Source organism: Bradyrhizobium sp. Mp27, from assembly GCF_029953005.1.
GTDB lineage: Bacteria > Pseudomonadota > Alphaproteobacteria > Rhizobiales > Xanthobacteraceae > Bradyrhizobium > Bradyrhizobium barranii.
This window is the reverse complement of sequence record NZ_JASAUS010000143.1, coordinates 1-19,258: the sequence shown is the minus strand read 5'-3', so window position 1 is coordinate 19,258 and position 19,258 is coordinate 1. Positions and strand designations below refer to the sequence as shown.

The 19,258-nt window shown below is 63.4% G+C and carries 22 protein-coding genes; 7 read left to right on the top strand and 15 right to left on the bottom strand.

Annotation, left to right across the window (positions count from 1 at the left end):
- The coding region (locus QJT78_RS40815) for a transposase (RefSeq protein ID WP_281460544.1) at positions 1 to 184 on the top strand (184 nt) is incomplete at its 5' end.
- 163 nt (positions 185 to 347) lie between these two features.
- On the opposite strand, the gene QJT78_RS40810 is transcribed toward QJT78_RS40815, so the two are convergent.
- The 5 genes from QJT78_RS40810 to QJT78_RS40790 form a co-directional block, all read right to left on the bottom strand.
- Entirely contained in the window at positions 348 to 677 is a 330-nt protein-coding gene (locus tag QJT78_RS40810) for a GcrA family cell cycle regulator (protein WP_028153107.1), read from the bottom strand.
- Between the two features lie 84 nt (positions 678 to 761).
- A complete protein-coding gene (locus QJT78_RS40805) occupies positions 762 to 1,403 on the bottom strand; it encodes a glutathione S-transferase family protein (RefSeq protein WP_028153106.1) in 642 nt (213 codons plus the stop codon).
- Positions 1,404 to 1,554: 151 nt separating this feature from the next.
- Positions 1,555 to 1,734 (bottom strand): hypothetical protein, encoded by a 180-nt coding sequence (locus QJT78_RS40800; RefSeq protein WP_028153105.1) that lies wholly within the window; start codon positions 1,732 to 1,734, stop codon positions 1,555 to 1,557.
- 152 nt (positions 1,735 to 1,886) lie between these two features.
- The gene (locus tag QJT78_RS40795; protein ID WP_028153104.1) at positions 1,887 to 2,192 is read right to left on the bottom strand and encodes a hypothetical protein; all 306 of its coding nucleotides are present in this window, start codon (positions 2,190 to 2,192) and stop codon (positions 1,887 to 1,889) included.
- A 144-nt stretch (positions 2,193 to 2,336) separates the two neighbouring features.
- Positions 2,337 to 2,552: a dodecin family protein gene (locus QJT78_RS40790; RefSeq protein ID WP_281460543.1), complete on the bottom strand. Its 216-nt coding sequence runs from the start codon at positions 2,550 to 2,552 to the stop codon at positions 2,337 to 2,339.
- A 272-nt stretch (positions 2,553 to 2,824) separates the two neighbouring features.
- Here QJT78_RS40790 and QJT78_RS40785 point away from each other — a divergent pair, with 272 nt between their 5' ends.
- Entirely contained in the window at positions 2,825 to 3,217 is a 393-nt protein-coding gene (locus QJT78_RS40785) for a hypothetical protein (RefSeq protein WP_028153102.1), read from the top strand.
- 87 nt (positions 3,218 to 3,304) lie between these two features.
- On the opposite strand, the gene QJT78_RS40780 is transcribed toward QJT78_RS40785, so the two are convergent.
- From QJT78_RS40780 to QJT78_RS40760, 5 genes are read right to left on the bottom strand one after another with little or no spacing between them, the layout of a single operon-like run.
- The gene (locus QJT78_RS40780) at positions 3,305 to 4,012 is read right to left on the bottom strand and encodes a hypothetical protein (protein WP_038944985.1); all 708 of its coding nucleotides are present in this window, start codon (positions 4,010 to 4,012) and stop codon (positions 3,305 to 3,307) included.
- Positions 4,009 to 4,437 carry a thioesterase family protein gene (locus QJT78_RS40775; protein WP_038944986.1) on the bottom strand — a complete coding sequence of 143 codons (429 nt, stop codon included), beginning with the start codon at positions 4,435 to 4,437 and terminating at the stop codon, positions 4,009 to 4,011. The genes QJT78_RS40780 and QJT78_RS40775 overlap by 4 nt, the downstream gene beginning before the upstream one ends.
- Complete coding sequence (locus QJT78_RS40770; RefSeq protein WP_028153099.1) at positions 4,437 to 5,345, bottom strand: fumarylacetoacetate hydrolase family protein; 909 nt, start codon at positions 5,343 to 5,345, stop codon at positions 4,437 to 4,439. Before QJT78_RS40770 ends, QJT78_RS40775 begins: the two co-directional genes overlap by 1 nt.
- Before the next feature lie 42 nt (positions 5,346 to 5,387).
- Positions 5,388 to 6,494: a cupin domain-containing protein gene (locus QJT78_RS40765; protein ID WP_028153098.1), complete on the bottom strand. Its 1,107-nt coding sequence runs from the start codon at positions 6,492 to 6,494 to the stop codon at positions 5,388 to 5,390.
- A gap of 52 nt (positions 6,495 to 6,546) precedes the next feature.
- Positions 6,547 to 7,563: a carbon-nitrogen hydrolase family protein gene (locus QJT78_RS40760; protein WP_038944987.1), complete on the bottom strand. Its 1,017-nt coding sequence runs from the start codon at positions 7,561 to 7,563 to the stop codon at positions 6,547 to 6,549.
- Positions 7,564 to 7,690: 127 nt separating this feature from the next.
- Between QJT78_RS40760 and QJT78_RS40755 the strand changes: the two genes are divergently transcribed.
- The 4 genes from QJT78_RS40755 (at position 7,691) to QJT78_RS40740 (ending at position 12,544) form a co-directional block, all read left to right on the top strand.
- Positions 7,691 to 9,850 carry an indolepyruvate ferredoxin oxidoreductase subunit alpha gene (locus tag QJT78_RS40755; RefSeq protein ID WP_028153097.1) on the top strand — a complete coding sequence of 720 codons (2,160 nt, stop codon included), beginning with the start codon at positions 7,691 to 7,693 and terminating at the stop codon, positions 9,848 to 9,850.
- Positions 9,847 to 11,412 carry an indolepyruvate oxidoreductase subunit beta family protein gene (locus QJT78_RS40750; protein ID WP_028153096.1) on the top strand — a complete coding sequence of 522 codons (1,566 nt, stop codon included), beginning with the start codon at positions 9,847 to 9,849 and terminating at the stop codon, positions 11,410 to 11,412. Before QJT78_RS40755 ends, QJT78_RS40750 begins: the two co-directional genes overlap by 4 nt.
- 155 nt (positions 11,413 to 11,567) lie before the next feature.
- Complete coding sequence (locus QJT78_RS40745) at positions 11,568 to 12,062, top strand: MarR family transcriptional regulator (protein ID WP_028153095.1); 495 nt, start codon at positions 11,568 to 11,570, stop codon at positions 12,060 to 12,062.
- The gene (locus QJT78_RS40740) at positions 12,062 to 12,544 is read left to right on the top strand and encodes a MarR family winged helix-turn-helix transcriptional regulator (RefSeq protein ID WP_038944988.1); all 483 of its coding nucleotides are present in this window, start codon (positions 12,062 to 12,064) and stop codon (positions 12,542 to 12,544) included. Before QJT78_RS40745 ends, QJT78_RS40740 begins: the two co-directional genes overlap by 1 nt.
- Before the next feature lie 81 nt (positions 12,545 to 12,625).
- On the opposite strand, the gene QJT78_RS40735 is transcribed toward QJT78_RS40740, so the two are convergent.
- Genes QJT78_RS40735 through QJT78_RS40715 form a run of 5 tightly spaced genes read right to left on the bottom strand, consistent with a single transcriptional unit; the run spans position 12,626 to position 17,762 of the window.
- On the bottom strand, positions 12,626 to 13,354 hold the full coding sequence (locus QJT78_RS40735) for an SDR family oxidoreductase (RefSeq protein ID WP_038944989.1): 729 nt from the start codon (positions 13,352 to 13,354) through the stop codon (positions 12,626 to 12,628).
- 2 nt (positions 13,355 to 13,356) lie between these two features.
- Positions 13,357 to 14,973, bottom strand: a complete 1,617-nt coding sequence (locus QJT78_RS40730) for an ATP-dependent acyl-CoA ligase (RefSeq protein WP_028153092.1) — start codon at positions 14,971 to 14,973, stop codon at positions 13,357 to 13,359.
- A gap of 7 nt (positions 14,974 to 14,980) precedes the next feature.
- Complete coding sequence (locus QJT78_RS40725; protein WP_028153091.1) at positions 14,981 to 15,457, bottom strand: aromatic-ring-hydroxylating dioxygenase subunit beta; 477 nt, start codon at positions 15,455 to 15,457, stop codon at positions 14,981 to 14,983.
- A complete protein-coding gene (locus tag QJT78_RS40720) occupies positions 15,454 to 16,794 on the bottom strand; it encodes a Rieske 2Fe-2S domain-containing protein (protein WP_038944990.1) in 1,341 nt (446 codons plus the stop codon). The genes QJT78_RS40725 and QJT78_RS40720 overlap by 4 nt, the downstream gene beginning before the upstream one ends.
- A gap of 17 nt (positions 16,795 to 16,811) precedes the next feature.
- Positions 16,812 to 17,762: a PDR/VanB family oxidoreductase gene (locus QJT78_RS40715; protein ID WP_038944991.1), complete on the bottom strand. Its 951-nt coding sequence runs from the start codon at positions 17,760 to 17,762 to the stop codon at positions 16,812 to 16,814.
- Positions 17,763 to 18,214: 452 nt separating this feature from the next.
- Here QJT78_RS40715 and QJT78_RS40710 point away from each other — a divergent pair, with 452 nt between their 5' ends.
- Positions 18,215 to 19,138 carry a catalase gene (locus QJT78_RS40710; protein ID WP_038944992.1) on the top strand — a complete coding sequence of 308 codons (924 nt, stop codon included), beginning with the start codon at positions 18,215 to 18,217 and terminating at the stop codon, positions 19,136 to 19,138.
- Positions 19,139 to 19,258 lie beyond the last annotated feature (120 nt).

The window sequence follows — 19,258 nt, the reverse complement described above, 5'->3', positions numbered from 1 at the left end:
GCGTCGCGAGACAGTCGAGCATCCGTTCGGCACGATGAAGGCCCGCATGGGAGCGACGCACTTCCTCACCAAAACCCTTCCGAAGGTCGCCGCTGAGATGGCACTCTCCGTCCTGGCCTACAATCTGACACGGGTCATGAACATCATCGGAACCAAGCGGCTAATCGCTGCGATCGCGGCCTGAGACGTCCTCGGCACCTAACCCTCAGAACCGACCTCCCGTGAAACCGTTTTTACACGGCCAAGACCCGAAGCAGACCAAGGCTTGGGGAATGGTCACGACAGCCGAACCGTTCGAGCTGGACCAGGGCACGGACGCGGAGCGTAACGCCCGTCGTGGTTAGCGCTTAGCCAGTGTTCCTGACCGCCTCAGCTAGAATGGCGTACAGCTGCTGCTTGCTGAATTCCTTGGGCTGCTGCTTCTCTGCGGTGCTCCGCGACACCTTCTTTTCTACCCGACGTACCAGGGCGGCCGAAGACGCCGGCCTTACTTTCGGGGGCGGCCTGATCTTGGGTCTTGCTGTTGGCGGCTTGTGGCCACGCTTCAAGCCCGAACGGGTTAACATCCCGCAGACCGCGTTACGGCTACACCCGAGACGGCGCGCAATCTGTGCCGCGCTCTGTCCCGCGGCCCAGAGCCTTTTGAGCAGCGCTACGTCTTTCGCATCCCAGCCCATGGAGAGATTATAGCGCGGACTGGCCGACACTGGCTAGTCCAAGCCGCTCGTGGGAATCCCCTTCTGTGGAGTCACGACTTGGCTCTACAACGCCGGTGATCTCTCCGCCCAAACCTTGGTGGCTTGGCAGCTTTCCATCGCCCGGGCGTAGGCGGGACGTGTCGTCGTGCGGGCGAGATAGGCACGCTCGACTGAACCCGGGGTATAGTTGCTGGTTCGCAGACCAAGCAGGAGAGCGTAGCTCACTGAAATGTCAGCAGCGGTGAACCGGTCTCCGGCGAGAAATGGACGACTTGCGAGACGCTGGATGACCAATCCCAGCCGGCTATGAAAGGTCTCCAGTGCCCAGATTGTGACCCGGGCGTTTCGCTCTGCTGTGGGGGCGAGCGCGCGACCGACGATGACGGCGTTCATTGGTCCAGCGAGCCCAGCCTCTCCCAAATGGAGGAATTGCAGATAGGCGGCGAAAGCCGGATCATCCGGGGCGACGGCGAGCGGGCTCGGGCCGTGGCGGGCGAGCAGGTATTCGAGGATCGCGATCGACTCGACCATGATCATCTCGCCGTCCTGCAGCGCCGGGATAAAGCCGGCGGGGTTGATCGCAAGAAAATCGGGATCATTCTCGAGAGCAAACAGATCGACCGGGCGCAGCCGATAAGCCACACCCAACTCTTCGAGCAGCCAAACGACACGGAACCCACGACCTTCGCCATAGACAGTGAGCATATTTGAGCGTCCTTACGTCGGCTTAAGTGCCTTAATTCGCAAGAGCGAGATTTCCGCCCCTACTGCTATCGCTCTGACACGATATGCACAAGGTTCGTCGAATACTCGGCATCATGCGGCGCCGGTCCTCCCTACTTTATGGGTTCACGGCCTAGTCTTCATCCGGCTCGCGGACGACTGCCGGCTCGTCGGCTTCATCCTCGTCCTCGTCGTCCTCGTCCTCCTCCTCGTCTTCATCAGGATCTCGGGGCGGCATCGCGACGTCCATAGCTACGAGCGGCGTCCAGACGGTCGCCGAGATGAAAGATGGTTCGAAATCGTGTTGCCTCATGTTGTTACTCCTCGAAAAGCATGAGCAGTCGAATATTCCTGACCGACGACATCTGGATGTCCAGGGCGCGATCGCCCCTGCGCGACAACGATCAGATCGACAGCAGCGGCAAGGACCGGCACCCCGCACAGCTGGCGGCGTTTACGAGTACTTCATGCCGAGGACGCATCAGGTTCTATATTTACCAACACTTCGCCGGCAGTGATTTCGGGATCCCCAAGATCGAGGTCATGCAGACTTGCTTGAATAAACTCCATTATCCTGGCGTTCGCTGCATTGGCGCTTTCGCGGTCCTCGAATATCATCACAGCGACACCAACGCCGTCGCCCCCATCCAGCACGTAGTACGATCTGAATCCGTGCGATTGCTTCAGGATCTGACCGACGCCGCTCTTGGCGCGGCGGGCAGCGTCCGCAACCGAACGAACCTTGGTGTACTTGCGAATGACGATGTACATGAGGTCACCACGCGTTGCAGTTCCCGCCCCACGCATCAAAGCATACCGGCTCCCGGTTGGACCAGGGCGCTGCTTCCCGGACGGCCGCGCGCCTTTCTTCAGTGAGCCAACCTCGCCCCGCAAGCGGGGGCGAGGTGCCGAGGCTCAGGCCCCCTCGAACTTGAACGAGACGTTGAGCTTGGCGCGATAGGCCTCTACGTTTCCCTTCTCATCCAGTTGCATATCGAGCTTGACGACCTCTGCAATGCGAAGATCCCGGAGAGTTTTTGAAGCTTGCCCGACCGCATTGGCGGCCGCCTTCTCCCATGAGTCGCTGCTGGTACCGATCAGTTCAATGACCTTGTAGACGCTATCAGGCATGTCGTCCTCCTGTTCGGTCTGAAGCAGGAAGCAGGTGCTCCCCGCCGTTGTGAAATCTAGCATCAGGATGTCGGCGCTGATACGACGCGATACGGCCTCGGGCGCCGCCCGGGGGCCCGATAAGAACAAACCGGATTTGGCGGAGAAGGCGGCTTTTGGCCCGAAGCGGGCCGTCGCCCGTAGCGGACCAACCCATCAGAGCCGTGATCACCCTCGCCGCAGTCATGGCAGGGTGGTCTTGTTTGCGCTGGCGAGCCAAAAGGTGACAGCCGATGAAGTGTCTTCGGATATACGCAACCCCGGACGGTGAATCTCACTTCGGTGAGGTGGAAATCCCCATGACGGCAAAGCTGACCGTCGCTCCTGGTGCTAAGCCGTTTCAGGTGCCCCAGCGCTATCCCGCGTCAAGCATGGAGGTTACCCAAATCCCTGCCGGTATGCGACAGGTCGATTGGCACACCGTTCCCGCGCGGGTATTGACCGTCAGACTGACTGGCGCGGTCGAATACGAGACGAGCGACGGCGAGGTGCGGAGCGTCTCTGCGGGCGAGTTCGTGTTGGTGGAGGACACACACGGAAAGGGCCATCTGTCTCGTCATTCCCCAGACGAGCAAACCGTTCTTTGGATCAGGCTACCCAACGGCCTCGATTTGCCGCCCCCGTAGTTTTTCTGAAACGAACGCCAGAGCGGACATCTGGCGATCAATCCGAACCAACGGGCTCACGCGATATTTTTTCACGCTCTCGGCTGTCTAGGGCCTAGACCTGACCACCCGCGTCAGCATCGGAAAATGCTTGTTGCCGCCTGTGAATGGCGGGAACTGGACGAAGTCTGCGCGCATTCGCTGGATCACGTCGGAGGCCAGCGCCTGCGCGAGGGCTTGCGGGCTGTCGAAGACCAGCTTGTTGCGCTGCATGTGCTCGACGCGCTGCGACGGCAGCCGGTCGACCCAATCGATCCGGGTGTAGATCTCGATCTGGCGAACATCAGGGAAGGTTCGCATGATCGATGGATGATGCTCGCGATAGTGCAGGTTCCAGGCGTTCATGTCTTCCGCCGGGCCGGGATAGTGCACGAGGTAGCTGCACGGAGTGGTCGTGCCTGCCGGATGTTCGGCGACGCCGACGGGAAACGCGCGCGTCAGCATGACCTGGTGCGTGACGTCCAAGCCGGTGAGGCTCGCCAGTCCGGCCCCCGTCGCGAGACCGGCAAGTATGCCGCCGCGGTCCATTGCCGCCTCGCAGGCGAACACGTCCGGAAACCGTAGTTGAAGCGCAAACACCGGGCCGGAGCCATCGGCCTTGTAGGGATGATCGACCGACTGCTCGAGCGGCGTGAACAGCAAGCCCTCGGTCATATCAGGGATCGATCCGACGAGCTCCGCTACGGCGTCAACCTCGTCAGGATGAATTCGCCGTTCGCCTGCCGGATCGGAGAATGTCATGAAGAGCGAGATCATGCGGGCGTTGCCTCGGTGCCCTCGCCGACGCTCGCATGCGCCATCAGCGCGGCGCGAATGTCATCGGGCCACGGGATCGCATGGTGATCCACCAGCGACGTCGCCGCAAGGATCTGACAGCGCTTGCCGTTCGCGCCGGAGACGACATGCTCCAGATGGAGCGACGATCCGCCGACCCGGCCGATATGCAAGTTGAACGTCAGGAGATCGCCGAACATCGACGGCCGGGAAAAGTCGCAGGTCAGGTGCACCGTGGGCGTCCCGATCTTCCGGACCGTGATCAGCTCCGGCCACGGAAACCCGATTCTCGCCCAGAAGTCTTCGACGACACCGTTGAGGATGTTCAGGTAGGACGGGAAGTACGCGATCCCCGAGGGATCGCAGTCTCCGAACCTCAGCTCGCGGTCGAACGAGAACGACGTCATCAGATCGCAACGACCGGATGCCGGATGACACCGACGCCGTCGATCCCCGCTTCCACCACGTCGCCCGGCCACAGCCATTCCTGGGGAGTCCTGCCGGCGCCGACGCCTTCCGGCGTTCCCGTCGCGATGATGTCGCCCGGCTCGAGTGTCATGCCCGACGAAATGTCGGAAATCAAAACCGGGATGTCGAAGATCATGTACTTGGTATTGGAGTCCTGCTTCATGACCCCGTTCTTGGTCAGCCACAGCCGCAGGTCATGCGGGTCGGGAATTTCGTCCGCGGTCACGATGCAGGGGCCGAACGGCGCATAGGTGTCCATGCCCTTGGAGAAGATCCACTGGCCGGCGCGGCGATTGTCGCGCGCGGAGATGTCGATCAACACCGAATAGCCGAAGACGTGGTCCATCGCCTTGTCGGTCGCGATGCGGGTTGCGGTCTTGCCGATGATGACGGCGAGCTCGACTTCCCAGTCGAGTTGCTGCGTCATCTTCGCATTGTGCTGGATCGCGCCGCCGGGGCCGATCACCGACGTCGGCGGCTTGGAAAAGACGACCGGCTGCTTCGGGAGATCCTTGTCCGTGTCCAGGCTCTTGGCGGACTCCGCCACATGCGCGCGGTAGTTCAGCCCGATGCCAAAAATGTTCTTTCGCGGACGCGGGATGGGCGCCTGCAGCTTCACGTCTTCGACCGGAACGGCGGAACCGGCCGGCAAGCGTCCATCGGCATCGTCCAGACGCTCCTTTAGCGCCGGCAGCAGCGTCGCGTTGTTGTCGATGAACGACAGCATGTCGCTCGGCCATGCAAAGCCATGCGACGCACCGAGGTGCTCGACGTCCACGACCAATCCATCAACGAGGACCCCAAGGCGGGCACCGCTGGAGCGCAAGGTGTAGGTAACAAGGCGCATGAAGCTTTATCCGGCTCTTTCGGTTGAATTCTGCGGGGGACGTCAGGCGGCAACCGGCTGATGGCCGGCGTTGTCGCCATAGGCCTCTTCCCGGTAGAAGCCGAGACTCTCGATGACGGGCAGATCGTTGAAGCAGAACAGGCAGGCGTCCTCGCTACCCGAGGCGTTGCCGTGCTCATGCCAGGCCCAGGAGGGAACGCAGAAGATGTCGCGTTCCTGCCACTCGAAACGCTGGCCGGCGATGATCGAATAGCCGCGGCCCTTGGCGACCTGGTAGATGAAGCTGCCGGTGTGCCGATGCGACTTCGTCTTCTCGCCCGGCCGCAGCAGCTGCATGCTCGCGCCGATCGTCTGCATCACGTGTCCGCCGGAGATCGGATTGACGTAGTTCATGAGAATGCCGTCATAGGGCGAACCGTCGGTCGCGGCGGCGTATTTGCGCAAGGACTCGTAGGTCGGCTCCCACTCGTATTTGAACATGGGAGAATAGCCCTTCGACCATTTCGAATCCGCCGGCCGAAGCCCGGGATTGCCCCAGGTCTTGGTCATGTCGTCCACGGGATAGCCGGAGTCTTCCTGTTGCACCTTGGGATGGACCGCGAAAAAGTTCGCCTCCAGCGCGTTGACCAGCGGGATGTCCAGGCCATCCTGCCAGATGCATACCGAGCCGTTGCCTTCGACGCCATGCTCGTGCCAGGTTCCGTTCGGCGTGAGCACGAAATCCCGCGCCCCCAGCGTCATCTTGTGACCGTCGACGATGGTGTAGGCGCCCGACCCTTCCATGATGAAGCGCAGGGCTGAAGCCGAGTGCGCGTGCGCGGTTGCGACTTCGCCGGGATGCATCACCTGCAATCCCGAATAGAGCCAGCCGACCGCGGCCGACACATCGCGGCGGCCGGGATTGTTGAGATAGATCACCCGCCGCCCCGCCTTCTCCGGCGAGACCAGTTCGACCGAGCGCAGCACGTGCTCGCGCAGATCGTTGTAACGCCAGAGCACGGGAACGGACGCCGATTGCGGCGCCCACGGCTCGATCTTGTTGGCGACCGTCCACAGCGCACCGGCTTCGTACTTTTCGAGGTCCTTGTAATAAGCCTTGAGCTCGGGGGTATCTTCGACATTGGCCCGGCCGACGACGTTCTCGCGCATCCTATCCTCCAAGTCCTGTCTCGTGGCGCCGCTCTATCGACGCGCCCAACCATTATTCCGATCTGAGCGGGATCGGCGTGAAGCCCTGCCCCGCGTCATCGCCCTCACCGTCTGCGAGGCCCAGCGGCGCCAGCGGACGTCGGTTGACCCGCAAATCGAAAATGTCGAACCGGTTGTAGTGCCCGACGACGTCATGCATCTGCTTCGGCTGGATGCAGCGGTCGAGGTCGATGTCGGCGTAGACGATGCCTTCGTCGTCGATGAGGGCATCGCCGACCACGCGGCCATCAGGTCCGATGATGCCGGAGAACGCGCTCGATTTGCGCTGCAGGCGCGCACGCGCGTCGGGGACGACCGTTTCCATCGCAGTGATGATCTCCTCCGACACGGTCGAGCAGGAGACGATCGTGAAAATCTTGCCCTCAAAGGAATGGGCGATCGCGCGCAACTTGATCGCCTCCGCCATGTCGTAGTCGGGGGGCGCGACCGGAAGCGAGATGTAGCTGGCGACATGCACGAGCTCACCCTGCCCCAACAGCGCAAAGCGCGCGAGCGTGTTGGTGTTCTCGCCGCAGGCGAGCCCGCCGAGACACCCGATCTCGGTATCATAGACGCGCAGGCTCGATCCGTCACCGCCGGTCCAGGTCAGCTTCTCCGCCCAGGTCGGCACCAGCTTGCGGTGCTTGCCAAGCACCGCGCCGTCCGACCCGATGAAAACCAGGGTATTGTAGATCGCGCCCAGCGACACCGGGCTGCGCTCGTTCACGCCGAGCACGACGTGGCAGCCGGTGTCGCGCGCGGCCTTCCTGACGACATCGACCTCCGGACCCGGCACCAGCACCGATGCCTTGGCGAGCTTCTCGAACCATGCGCTGCCCGTGACGGGATCGGTGATCCAGTTCCAGTAGGGATAGCCGGGAACGAACACCTCGGGGAACGCGACGAGCTTCGCGCCATTGGCTGCGGCTTCACGGACCAGTGAAGCTGCTTTGTCGGCTGTCGCGCCCGGGTTGAGATAGACAGGTGAAGCCTGGACGGCGGCGGCTCTAAAGCGAGGCAGCTTCAGCATTGGCCCTACCCTGTCGCTGGCTCATGATCGCCTTGCCGGAGCAGAGGTCCGCAAGCGTGATAGCATGGCGCGGCGTTGACTTACTTCATATATAAACGTATGCTACCGCATATTTCTGGAGGGTGCAATGGCTGAACGGTCTTTTGCTCGCGAGGTCGAGGATCTCCGGCTCGGCGACGGCGATACGTTCCGCGGCGAAGGCATCCTCGCCATCACCAAGGCGCTGCTGCAATCCGGCGTCGCCTATGTCGGCGGCTACCAGGGCTCTCCGATCTCGCATCTGATGGACGTGCTGGCCGACGCCAAGGACGTGCTCGACGATCTCGGCGTCGTGTTCCAGAGCTCCGCCAACGAAGCGGCTGCTGCGGCGATGCTGTCGGCCTCGGTGATGTATCCCCTGCGCGGCGCGGTGGCGTGGAAGTCGACGGTCGGCACCAACGTCGCCTCCGACGCGCTCGCCAATCTCGCCTCGGGCGGCGTCACCGGCGGCACCATGATCATCGTCGGCGAGGACTATGGTGAAGGCTCGTCCATCATGCAGGAGCGGACCCACGCCTTCGCGATGAAATCGCAGATGTGGCTGCTCGATCCCCGCCCCGATCATGAATGCATCGTCAATCTAATCGAGAAGGGCTTTGAGCTCTCCGAATTCTCGAACACGCCCGTGATGCTCGAGGTCCGCGTCCGCGCCTGCCACATGCACGGCAGCTTCGCCTGCAAGGACAACGTCAAGCCGGCGCACACCATCAAGGACGCGCTCAACAACCCCAGGCGCGACGTCAACCGCATCGTGCTGCCGCCGGCGGCCCATGAGCATGAGCAGGAGAAGATCAAGACGCGGATGCCCGCGGCGATCGGCTTCATCCGGGACAACAGGCTGAATGAATGGATGGGGCCGAAGCAGGGCAAGGTCGGCATCATCATGCAGGGCGGCATGTACAACAACGTGATCCGCGCGCTGCAATATCTCGGGCTGTCGGATGCCTACGGCAACACGCAGGTTCCGCTCTACGTCATGAACGTCACCTACCCCGTGATCGACACCGAGGTCGCGGAGTTCTGCGTCGACAAGGACGCCGTCCTGATCGTCGAGGAAGGCCAGCCGGAATATCTGGAGCAGGCGATCAACACCGTGCTGCGCCGCAGGGACATCCAGGCGCGCATCCACGGCAAGGACGTGTTGCCGATGGGTGGCGACTACACCGCACAGGTTCTGCTCGGCGGCGTCAGGGACTTCCTGGAGAAGACCGAGCCGCGGCTGCTCGGCAACCGGCCGCCGGCGCCGGACGCCGTTCCCGTGCTCAATCACCCCGCGGTCGAGAAGCTCAAGCAGGTCGTGCCGGCGCGCCCGCCCGGGCTCTGCACCGGCTGCCCGGAGCGGCCGATCTTCGCCGCCATGAAGCTCGTCGAGGAAGAGCTCGGCCAGCATCATGTCTCGGCCGACATCGGCTGCCATCTGTTCTCGATCCTGCCGCCCTTCAATATCGGCGCGACCACCATGGGCTTCGGCCTTGGCCCGGCCTCGACCTCGGCCTTCAACGTCAAGGCCGACAAACGCTCGATCGCGGTGATGGGCGACGGCGGCTTCTGGCACAACGGACTGACCAGCGGTATCGGCAATGCCGTGTTCAACAAGCATGACGGCGTGTTCGTCATCGTCGACAATTTCTACACCTCGGCGACCGGCGGTCAGGACATCCTCTCGTCGCGCGCGACCAACGAGCGGCGCGACACCAACAATTCGATCGTCAAGGCCGTGAAGGGCATCGGCGGCCAGTGGGTACGCCAGCTCGACCGCACCTATGATGTCGGCAAAATGCGTGACACGCTGAAGGAGGCGCTGACGACCAAGGAGGAAGGCCCCAAGGTCATCGTCGCGTCCTCCGAATGCATGCTGAACAAGCAACGCCGCGTGAAGCCGCAGATCAACAAGGCCATCAAGGACGGAGTGCGCACCGTCAAGGAGCGCTTCGGTGTCGACGAGGACGTCTGCACCGGCGACCATGCCTGCATCCGTCTCTCGGGCTGCCCGTCGCTTTCGGTGAAGCAGCTGGACGACCCCTTGCGCGACGATCCCGTTGCGGCGATCGACAATTCCTGCGTCGGCTGCGGCAATTGCGGCGAGGTCTCCGAGGCCGCCGTGCTCTGCCCCTCGTTCTATCGCGCGGACGTCATTCACAATCCGACCGGCTGGGACAGGTTCAAATCCAAGGTTGCGATGGCCGTGATCGGCTGGTTGCAACGGCGGCGTGATCGCCGGCGTCCGGCGCTCGAGGCACTGGCATGAGAGACGAGACTATCCGGCTGGCCCTCCCCGCCGCCGGCGAGGCGACCGAGCGGCCAATCTCCATCGCGATCGTCGCGATGGGTGGCCAGGGTGGCGGCGTGCTGACCGACTGGATCGTTCAGCTCGCGGAGAACCATGGCTGGGTCGCGCAATCGACCTCGGTCCCCGGCGTCGCCCAGCGCACCGGCGCCACGATCTACTATATCGAGGCGATGCCGCCGCTGGACGGCCGCAAGCCGATCCTGTCGTTGATACCGACGCCCGGCGACGTCGACGTGGTGATGGCGGCGGAATTCATGGAGGCCGGCCGATCGATCCTGCGCGGCCTCGTGACGCCGGATCGCACCACGTTGATCGCATCCAACCACCGGTCGTTTGCGATCGGCGAGAAGATCGCACCGGGCAACGGCATCGCCGACGGCGGCGCCGTCACCGGCGCCATCGGGGTTGCCGCCAAGTCCGAGATCATCTTCGACCTGAACGCGCTGGCGATCGCGCATGGCAGCGTCATCTCGGCCGCGATGTTCGGTGCGCTCGCGGCGGCCGCTGTGCTGCCGTTCAGCCGCGACAGCTATCTCGACGTGATCCGCGCAGGTGGGAAAGGCGCCAAGGCCAGCGTGGAGACGTTTGAAGCCGCGTTTGACCGGGTCAAGGCCGGCTCACCCGAGGTCACAGCGCCAGCGCCATCAAAGCAGGCCGATCACGCCCCCTCTCCCGCAACGCCCGATCCAGATCTTGCCGGGCTCATCGCAAGACTGAAGCAGGAGCTGCCGGAGCCTGCGCTCACCATGGCCCGCGCCGGCTTGAGGAAGGTCGTCGACTTCCAGGACGTCGCCTATGGCGCCGAGTATCTCGACATTCTCAGGACGTTGCACGCGGCCGACCGAAGCGCCGGCGGTGGTCCGCGCGCCTATGCCTTCACGGAGACCGCGGCAAAGTACCTCGCCAACGCCATGAGCTATGACGACGTCATCCGCGTGGCCGACCTGAAGACGCGCGCCGCTCGCCGCGCGCGCATCGAGAGCGAGCTCGAGATGTCCGAGGGCCAGGTGCTCCAGACCACCGAGTTCATGCATCCGCGCATGGAGGAGGTCATGGGCGTGCTGCCCGCGGGCTTCAGCCGCTGGCTCGGCGCGCGGCCGCGCCTCCTCGGCTGGCTCGACCGCCGCGTCAACCGGGGACGCCGGGTGCGGACCTACTCGCTGCCCTGGTTCCTGACGCTCTACGTCGTGGCCGGACTACGCGGCCTGCGACGCCGCTCGCTGCGTCACGCGGTCGAGACCGCGCATCGGGACGGATGGCTCAAGGCCGCAACCGACGCGGTCGCCACCAACTACCAGCTCGGTGTCGAGATTCTGCAATGCCGACGCCTCGTGAAAGGCTATTCCGATACCCACAGCCGCGGGCTGTCGAAATTCGACAGGACGCTGGCGGCGATCAAGCTGGTCGAACGACGCGAGGATGCCGCCGATTGGGCGCGCCGCCTGCGCGAGGCCGCGCTGAAGGACAGCGCCGGCAAGGAGCTCGACGGCGTGATCCAGACCATCAAGACTTTTGCATGATTCCATCGGAGGGGGACGCGGGAGTGGATTGCCGTTCGACCCCCAAGACGTCAGGATCAGGCGACTTGACTACGATTCTCAAATTGTTAATCGGAGCGAAAGACCCGCGATAATCCCTCCAATCGACGAGACATCTTGTACTCGATGGTCATGCAATGCCGGCAGCACTCAAAGAGAACATTGTTCCCGTCCCTGGGCAGATCGAAACCCGGCTCTGGCTTCAATTGCTGTCGCTGCATGGCGAGCTGTTCGCGTCGCTGAATTCGATGCTGAACGCCGAGTTCGGCCTGTCGCTCGCAAAATTCGACGTGCTGGCCCAGCTCGATCGCTACCGGGATGGCCTCGCGCTCGGGCAGCTGTCGCAAAATCTGAAAGTCACCGGCGGCAACGTCTCGGGGCTGGTGCAGCGTCTTCTCGCCGACGACCTCATCAGCAGGGAAATGTCGAGCGAGGACCGGCGGTCGTTCATCGTGCGCCTGACGCCCAAGGGCGAGGCGCTGTTCAGGAAGGCGGCCGACGTTCACAAGAAGCATCTCGGCAAACGGCTCGAGAATGTTTCGGCCCGGGAGCTGGACATCGCACTGTCCGTACTGAAATCCCTTTCTTCAAAACTTCATACCGAGAGCAAGAAGCAAAGTCGCAAGAGATAATGGCCAGAGAATCCAAGAGCAGATGGCAGTCGGGTCCGCCGAGGACGAGGGACCAGCTGCAAACCTACATCCCGTATCTGTTCAACCGGCTCGCCAATCGCTGGAATCTCGATCAGAACCGCGACCTGAGCGACCACGGCATCAACAATGTCGTGTTCCGGACGCTGTCGGTTCTGTTCATCTACAAGACCCTCACGGTCAACGAGGTCGCCGTTCTCGCGGTGACCGAGCAGTCGACGGCGAGCCGCATGGTCGAGTCCATGGTGTCATCGGGTCTCGTCAAGCGCGAGATCGCGGAGGAAGACCAGCGCCGCCGCGTCGTAGGTCTGACCGCGGACGGCGAGGCGCTGCTGCGCAAGATCTGGCCGATCATGGCGAGCAACTACGACAAGCTGATCGAAGGCATCGAGCCCGACGACATCGAGGTCTGTGCGCGCGTGCTGGCCAAGATGGTCGAGAACATCCGCCAGAACCAGATCTGATCTTGTCTATTGGGGCATGATCTTTTCGGAAAACCGCTTCACACTTTGCGCTAACGCGGCCCTCCGGGTCCGGATCATGCTCTACGGGCAAAGGCCGACCAGGCTGGTGCCGCCGCAGACATAGAGCACCTGGCCGGTGACGAAATCGGAACGTTCGTCGAGGAAGAAACTGATGGCGTGCGCGACATCCTCGCGCGAGCCGAGCCGCCCGACCGGCACGTTGCGCGCCATCCGCTCCTGCTGCTCGGAGCCCTTGGGAATGATGCCCCAGAAATTGTCGGTCAGGATCGGCCCCGGCGCCACGACGTTCACGGTGATGCCGCTCGCGGCGAGCTCCAGCGCCCAGGTCCGCGCCAGGCCGTGCACGCCGGCCTTGGTCGCGGAATAGGCCGACCGCGTCGCTGCGCCCATCGCGGCCCGCGAAGAGACGAACACGATGCGGCCGAAGCGGCGCGCACGCATCCCTTCCAGCGCCGCCTGGGTCAGCAGCATCGGCGCGCCCAGGTGCAGCTGCGCCAGCATCAAAATGTCTTCCGGCTTCGCATCAGGCAGCAGGTTCGGCAGGATCACGCCGGCATTGTGCACGAGCCGATCGACGGCGTGATCGTGGCAGATCTCCTGTGCCATCGCGCGTGTCTCCTCGATATTGGAGAGATCAGCGCGATAGGCCGCGAGCAGATCATGCGTCCAGTCCGGCTTCTCCAGCCCGACCGAGACCACACGCTGCCCGCTCTCGACGAGCTTCTTCGCCAGTGCCTCGCCGATCCCCGAATTGCCGCCGGTGATGAGTGTGGTACGGATCTCGCTCATGATCAGACCTGCCGCTTCTTGAGGTCGCGAAGGTCGAAGAACGCGCCATCACCCATCAGCTTGGCGACAAAGTCCTTCAGGCCGCCGCGCTGGATCTTCTCGGTCGCGGTCAACGGCAGGCTGTCGACGAAGCAGATCCAGCCCGGCGCCTTGTAATAGGCCATCTGCTCCAGGCTCCAGCGCACGATCTCCTCGGCGCGCGCGCGGTCCGCACCGGCCTCCTCGGCGATGATGACCGCCGCAACCTCGTCGCCGCGCACCTGATCGGGCGTCGCGGCAACCGCGGCCTGCCTGATTGCGGGATGGCGGTTGAGGACGGACTCGACCTCGACCGCGGCAATGTTCTCGCCGGAACGGCGGATCACGTTCTTCTTGCGGTCGACGAAATGGAGGTCGCCGTCCGCATCGCGCGACACGATATCGCCGGTGTGCAGCCACCCGCCGTCCCACGCCTCGGCGGTGGCGGCTTCGTTCTTCAGGTACTCGCGGAAGAAGCCGTAACGCGGGTCCGCGCCTGCCCGCCGCACCAGCAGCTCGCCCGGCGTCCCGACCGGCGCGTCGTTACCGCTGTCGTCGACGATACGAACGTCGACCTCGGGGGCCGGACGTCCGAAACAGCTCGTGCCGATCTTGCGCGGCTCGACATTGGCGGCGATAACGCCGCCGCTTCCCGTCTCTGTCATCGCCCAGGCCTCCAGCAGCGGAAAGCCGAAGCGCTCCTCGAACGGCGCATGCAGGAGCTTGTCGACGCCGGCGCCGAAGCCGAAGCGCACGGTGTGCGTGCGGTCCTGCTCCGATTGCCGCGCGCTCATCAGCATCGAGGGCATCACGCCGAGATAATGCAGACAGGTCGCGCGGCTGTCGCGGACGGACGCCCACCAGGTACGTGGATGGAAGCGATCGAGCATGGTGAGGCTGCCGCCGACGGACAACATCGCCATCAGCGACACCGCCATCGCGTTCATGTGAAACAGCGGCAGCGGCGTGATCATGCGCTCACAGTCGGGCTTGAGATCGATCAGCCCGCCGACATCGCGATACCAGTTTCCGGAATGCAGGAAATATGTGTTGGTGAGCACGCAGCCCTTGGGCTGTCCCGTGGTTCCAGACGTATAAAGCAGCGCGCATTCGCTCGCCTCGGTTCCGGCGGTCGAAGGCCGCGCACCTCCGAGGGGTACGGGAACGTCGTCCTGATCAGTCACGACCGGGATCGGCCGGCCGGCCTGGCGCGCCGCGGTCTCGACCTCGTCGCGCCGCTCGGCGAGGACGAACGCCGCATTCATCTCGGAATGCGCAATGATGTATTCGAGCTCGCTGATCCGCAAATCGGGATTGATCGGCACCACGGACACGCCGAGCGCGTTGAGCGCGAACCACAGCTCGACGAACACCGGCCGGTTCTGGAGCAGCAGCCCGACCCTGTGGCCTTCGCCATAGCCCCGGCCTGCGAAAGCCGAGCGCCGGCGCTCGACCCGGTCGAGCATGGCGCGGTAGGAAATCTCGCCTGCCGCGATGCCATAGATATCGGCGGTCTCCGGCAGCACGTTGAGGAAGCCCGCCTCCTCCCGGCGAAGGGCGGTCTCGCGAAAGCGGGCGTAGACTGTGGTCGCAGCGGTCAAGGCGTACTCACATGAAAAGCTGGATGTTGCCGAACGGCGCGTCGAAATTGACGAGATCGACCCGCTTGAGCTTGATCTTCAGGGCATCGCCGACCTCTACGAATTCGTGCGACGCCCATCCCGAATAGCGCTCCAGCAGATCACCGCGGGTCTCGGTATAGATATAGGACGTCCGCGCCTTGTAGACGCCCGCAGCCGGGTCGCACGCCACGATCCGCGGTGCCTGGAGAAGGTGATGGCAACGGCTCTTCGGCTTCTGGCTGAAGGTCCGCTCGCCGGCCAGCCGCTCGACCCGCACCTTCAGGAGCAGCAGATCCTCGTACATCAACGAGGGCTGGAGCACCGGATCCTGCTGCTGCCATTCGAGCGGCATCCAGTAGCGCCCTTCGGGGTGAAACAGATCGAGCCAGGCCTGCCATTGCATGGTGTCGAGCAGCTCGGCTTCCAGATAGATCAAGTCCGTGATGGCCTTCTCGTCGATCATTCCGCGGCCTCGACACGCTTGTCCATGTCCATGGTCATGAATTTCGCCCAGGCGTGGAACTGGTTTCGCATCTGTCGCTCGGACGTGCCGTTGATCACGGCCGTGACGTCCTGCTCTTCATGGCTCTCGTAGAGGCGCCGCAGATTGACCCATTGGTTGCCGTTCGACTTCAGTCCTTCCTGCGCGCGCTCGTACATTTCGAGATCGTCGTGCCCGACGATCGAGGTCGGCGCGTTGATGAAGCGGTTGTACATCAGCGCCCGCTCGTAGAGCTTGTCCGGCGCGCCGACCAGGCGGTAGACCCAGCTCTCGACCAGCGTCTTCTCGACCGCGATCGGGATGAAATTGCGCAGGATCTGCACGGCACCCTTGACCATGATGTTCGGGAAATACACGGTGTTGTGCCTGACCTCGCCGAGGATCTCGTGCGCCCGCTGCTCGCCATAGGCCGCGACCATCTGGCCGACATAGCCCTCGATGTCCGAATAGTTGGAATGGATGGAGTTGGCGACGCCGGTATGGCCATGGCCGTTCGGCCAGATCCTGATGCCGCTCTGCTCGTAGAACTCGTACGGGCTCATGAAGGGACCATAGAGCTGCACGGCCATCGGCGTCTCCGTGGAGGAGCCCTGCTCGCGCTTCCAGACCTTGACCGCGGTGCCGGCCGAGCTCTCATGCGCCACCATCGGATGGCAGGTGTCGGTCTGGTTCTCGACCAGCATCTTCCAATTGCAGGTGTGCATGTAACGGATCGGCGTCGCCTGGACTGCGAGCTTCCCCTCCGGCGAGCGGTCGACCATGTTGTCGATGGTCGAAAGGCTTTCGCCGAAATAATCCTCGAAGGACACGCCGTCGTCGCTCAGGCGGGCGAAGATGAAATCGCGATAGATCACGACGTTCCTGACCTTCGACAGTCCCTCATTCGCCTGCGTATCGCCAAAGCCGGTGCCCTCGTAGCCTTTCTTCAGCGGGATCGCGAGCAGCGAGCCGTCGGTCTTGAACGACCAGGCGTGATAGGGGCAGCGGAAGAACTTTCCGGTGTTGCCGCAGGGCTCGGAGGCGATCTTCACGCCCTTGTGCGGACAGCGGTTGTAGAAGACGTGGATGGAGCCGTCGGTGTGGCGGCTCGCCAGCACCGGCTGACGGCCGATATTGGCGGTGATGAAATCGCCGGGCTTTCCCAACTGGCTTGCATGCCCGACATAGATCCAGCTGTTCGGAAACAGGTGCTCCATCTCGAGCTCGAAGATCTCGGGGTCGACATAGACGTCGCGGTGCACCTCGGCCTCGCGCACCAGCGCCGCGATCGCGTCGGCATTCTGTCCGTATTTCGCCATGACGTCCCTCGCCTCCCCTAGAGATCCAGCACCAGGCGTTCCGACTTCGCGCGTGATACGCAGATCTGCATGACCTTGTTGGACGCCCTCTCGTCGTCGCTGAGGATGACGTCGCGATGGTCGGGCACCCCTTCGATCACGCCGCACTGGCAGATGCCGCAATCGCCGCGCTGGCAGTCGTAGAGCACGTCGAGACCCGCGGCCTCCAGCGCCTGGATGATGGTCTGACCGGCCGCGACGCTGACGACCCGCCCGGTCGATTTGAGCTCGACCTCGAACGGCAAGTCGGGCGAGGACGATTGCTCGGCCTTGAAGAGCTCGTAGTGGATGCGGTCGGCCAGAATGCCCCTGCCGAGCGCAGCCGCCTTCACCGCGTCAATCATGCCGGCCGGGCCGCAGACATAAATGTGGGCGTTTGCGGCGGCATTGCCGAGCGCCGCTGCAATGTCCAGACGGGACTCGTCGCCGTCGTAGTGGATGGACAGGCCCTTGGCGCAAATCTCCTGCAGGTGCGGCAGGAACGCGAGCAGGCCTTGCGTGCGGCCCGAATAGTGCAAGCGATACGGGCTTCCTCGGGCCGCGAGATTCGCCGCCATCGACAGGATCGGCGTGACGCCGATGCCGCCGGCGAACAGCAGCGCGGGCGCCGCTCCCTCATGCAGATGAAAATTGTTGACCGGCGCCGTTGCCTTCACGACATCGCCGATCTTCAGCGCGTGCATGAACTGCGAGCCACCGGTCGAAGGCTCCTCGCGCAGCACCCCGAGCGCCAGCGTACCCTCGGGGAGGCCCGGCAGAGCCATCAGCGAGTACGGCCGGTCGCCTCCATTCGGGAGCGCCACGCGGATATGTGCACCCGCCTGCCATCGCGGCGCGACGCCGTCCTCCACGCCAAACACAAGGCTCCGTATGAACGGCGTCTCCGCGGCATACGATCTGACCTTGAGCTTGAGCGGATGCGTGTCCATTCAGGCATCTCACGAATTATATGAATTTGCATATTTTTAGACATGTAATAATTGGCTGTCAATCGTCGGCGCCAGCTCAGGTTCGGATTGCAGTCCGAGGCACGTCTCGTTGGTGCAGGAGGCTCGGCACTGCCCCCTCCGAGGTTGCCCACGCCTCAGCGGATGACGGATCATTCCGAACAACGGCCGGCCGTCCGTTCAATGGACCTTGCTGCCCGTGCACACGCCGCCTTTGAGCGCCCGCCCCGATCCATCATGGGCTGTGGGAAGACTTCAATTCAAGCTATTCATTTTGCTGAGGTATTTTATCGTCGACGCTCCGCTGACGCCGCGTTCAGTGCCCTGGTGACCGCGCAAGAAGACAGCAATCGCTCTGCAAGCACAGCAATCGCTCTGGAGCGGCGAAGCATCCCCGCCGCTAACGGTTGAGGATAGCAAATCAAGACCAAGCCATGTCCCTGTTCCCGAGCGGCACCGCCACACCCGCCTCCATTGTCGAGGCTCAGAAAGCCGTTCTGGGCAATCCACCAAAGGTACGCGCGAGCTTTGCCAAGGGCCGCTGCGTCCGGGGGACCTACATCCCTTCGGATCGGGCCGACGAGGTCACGACGTCGCGAAGCTTCACAACACCATCGCGCGTGCTGGCGCGCTTCTCGGTGGACGGCGGCCCCCGCGGATCCGAGACCAGGGATCTCACGCTGCGCGGCTTCAGCTTCAGGCTCGGCAACGACGAGCATCGCTCCGACATCCTCACGCAGAGCGCTCCGGTTCATTATGCGAGGACGCTCGATCAAATGCTGGCATTCCTCACCTCGCGCATGCCCGGTCGCGATGGCAGGCCGGACCTGGAGAGGATCAAGGCCTTCTCCGCCGCCAATCCCGAAACGCTGCGTCAGGCGAACTACATCGCCGCGCATCCGCCTCCCCCGAGTTTCGCCGGCACGACCTATTGGGCCGTCCATGCCTTCCCCGCAACGAATTCGAAGGGCGAGACGCAGTTCATCAAGTTCAAGGTCGTCCCGGTCGGTGGCGAGCTTGCGGCGATCGGGGGCAAGGCCAGGACGACGTCCGCCGACGTCCTGCACGATGATCTCAAAGCAAGGATCGCGACACGCGATATCCGGTTCAGCCTGATGGCGCTGCTCGGTCGTCCTGATGACCCGACGCAGGATGTCACGATCCGGTGGCCGGATGAGGACAGCCGGGAAGCCGTACGGCTCGGAACGATCGTGATCACCGCGATCGAAGCGGACGAGACGTGCGATACCTCCGGCTTCGATCCGGCAAATCTTGCGGAGGGCATCGGTTATCCGCCGGATGAGATCTTCGCGGCGCGGCGCGCCGCCTACGCCAATTCAGTCGCGCAGCGCCGCTGATCGGACGATTGTGTTTCGGCATGGAATAAGGACCCCGTTTTCGGGGTGATCGGCATCCAATCGGGACCCCGGGATAAGGGTCCACAGTGGCTTCCATCGAGTCATGGAAGCCGAGGTTGG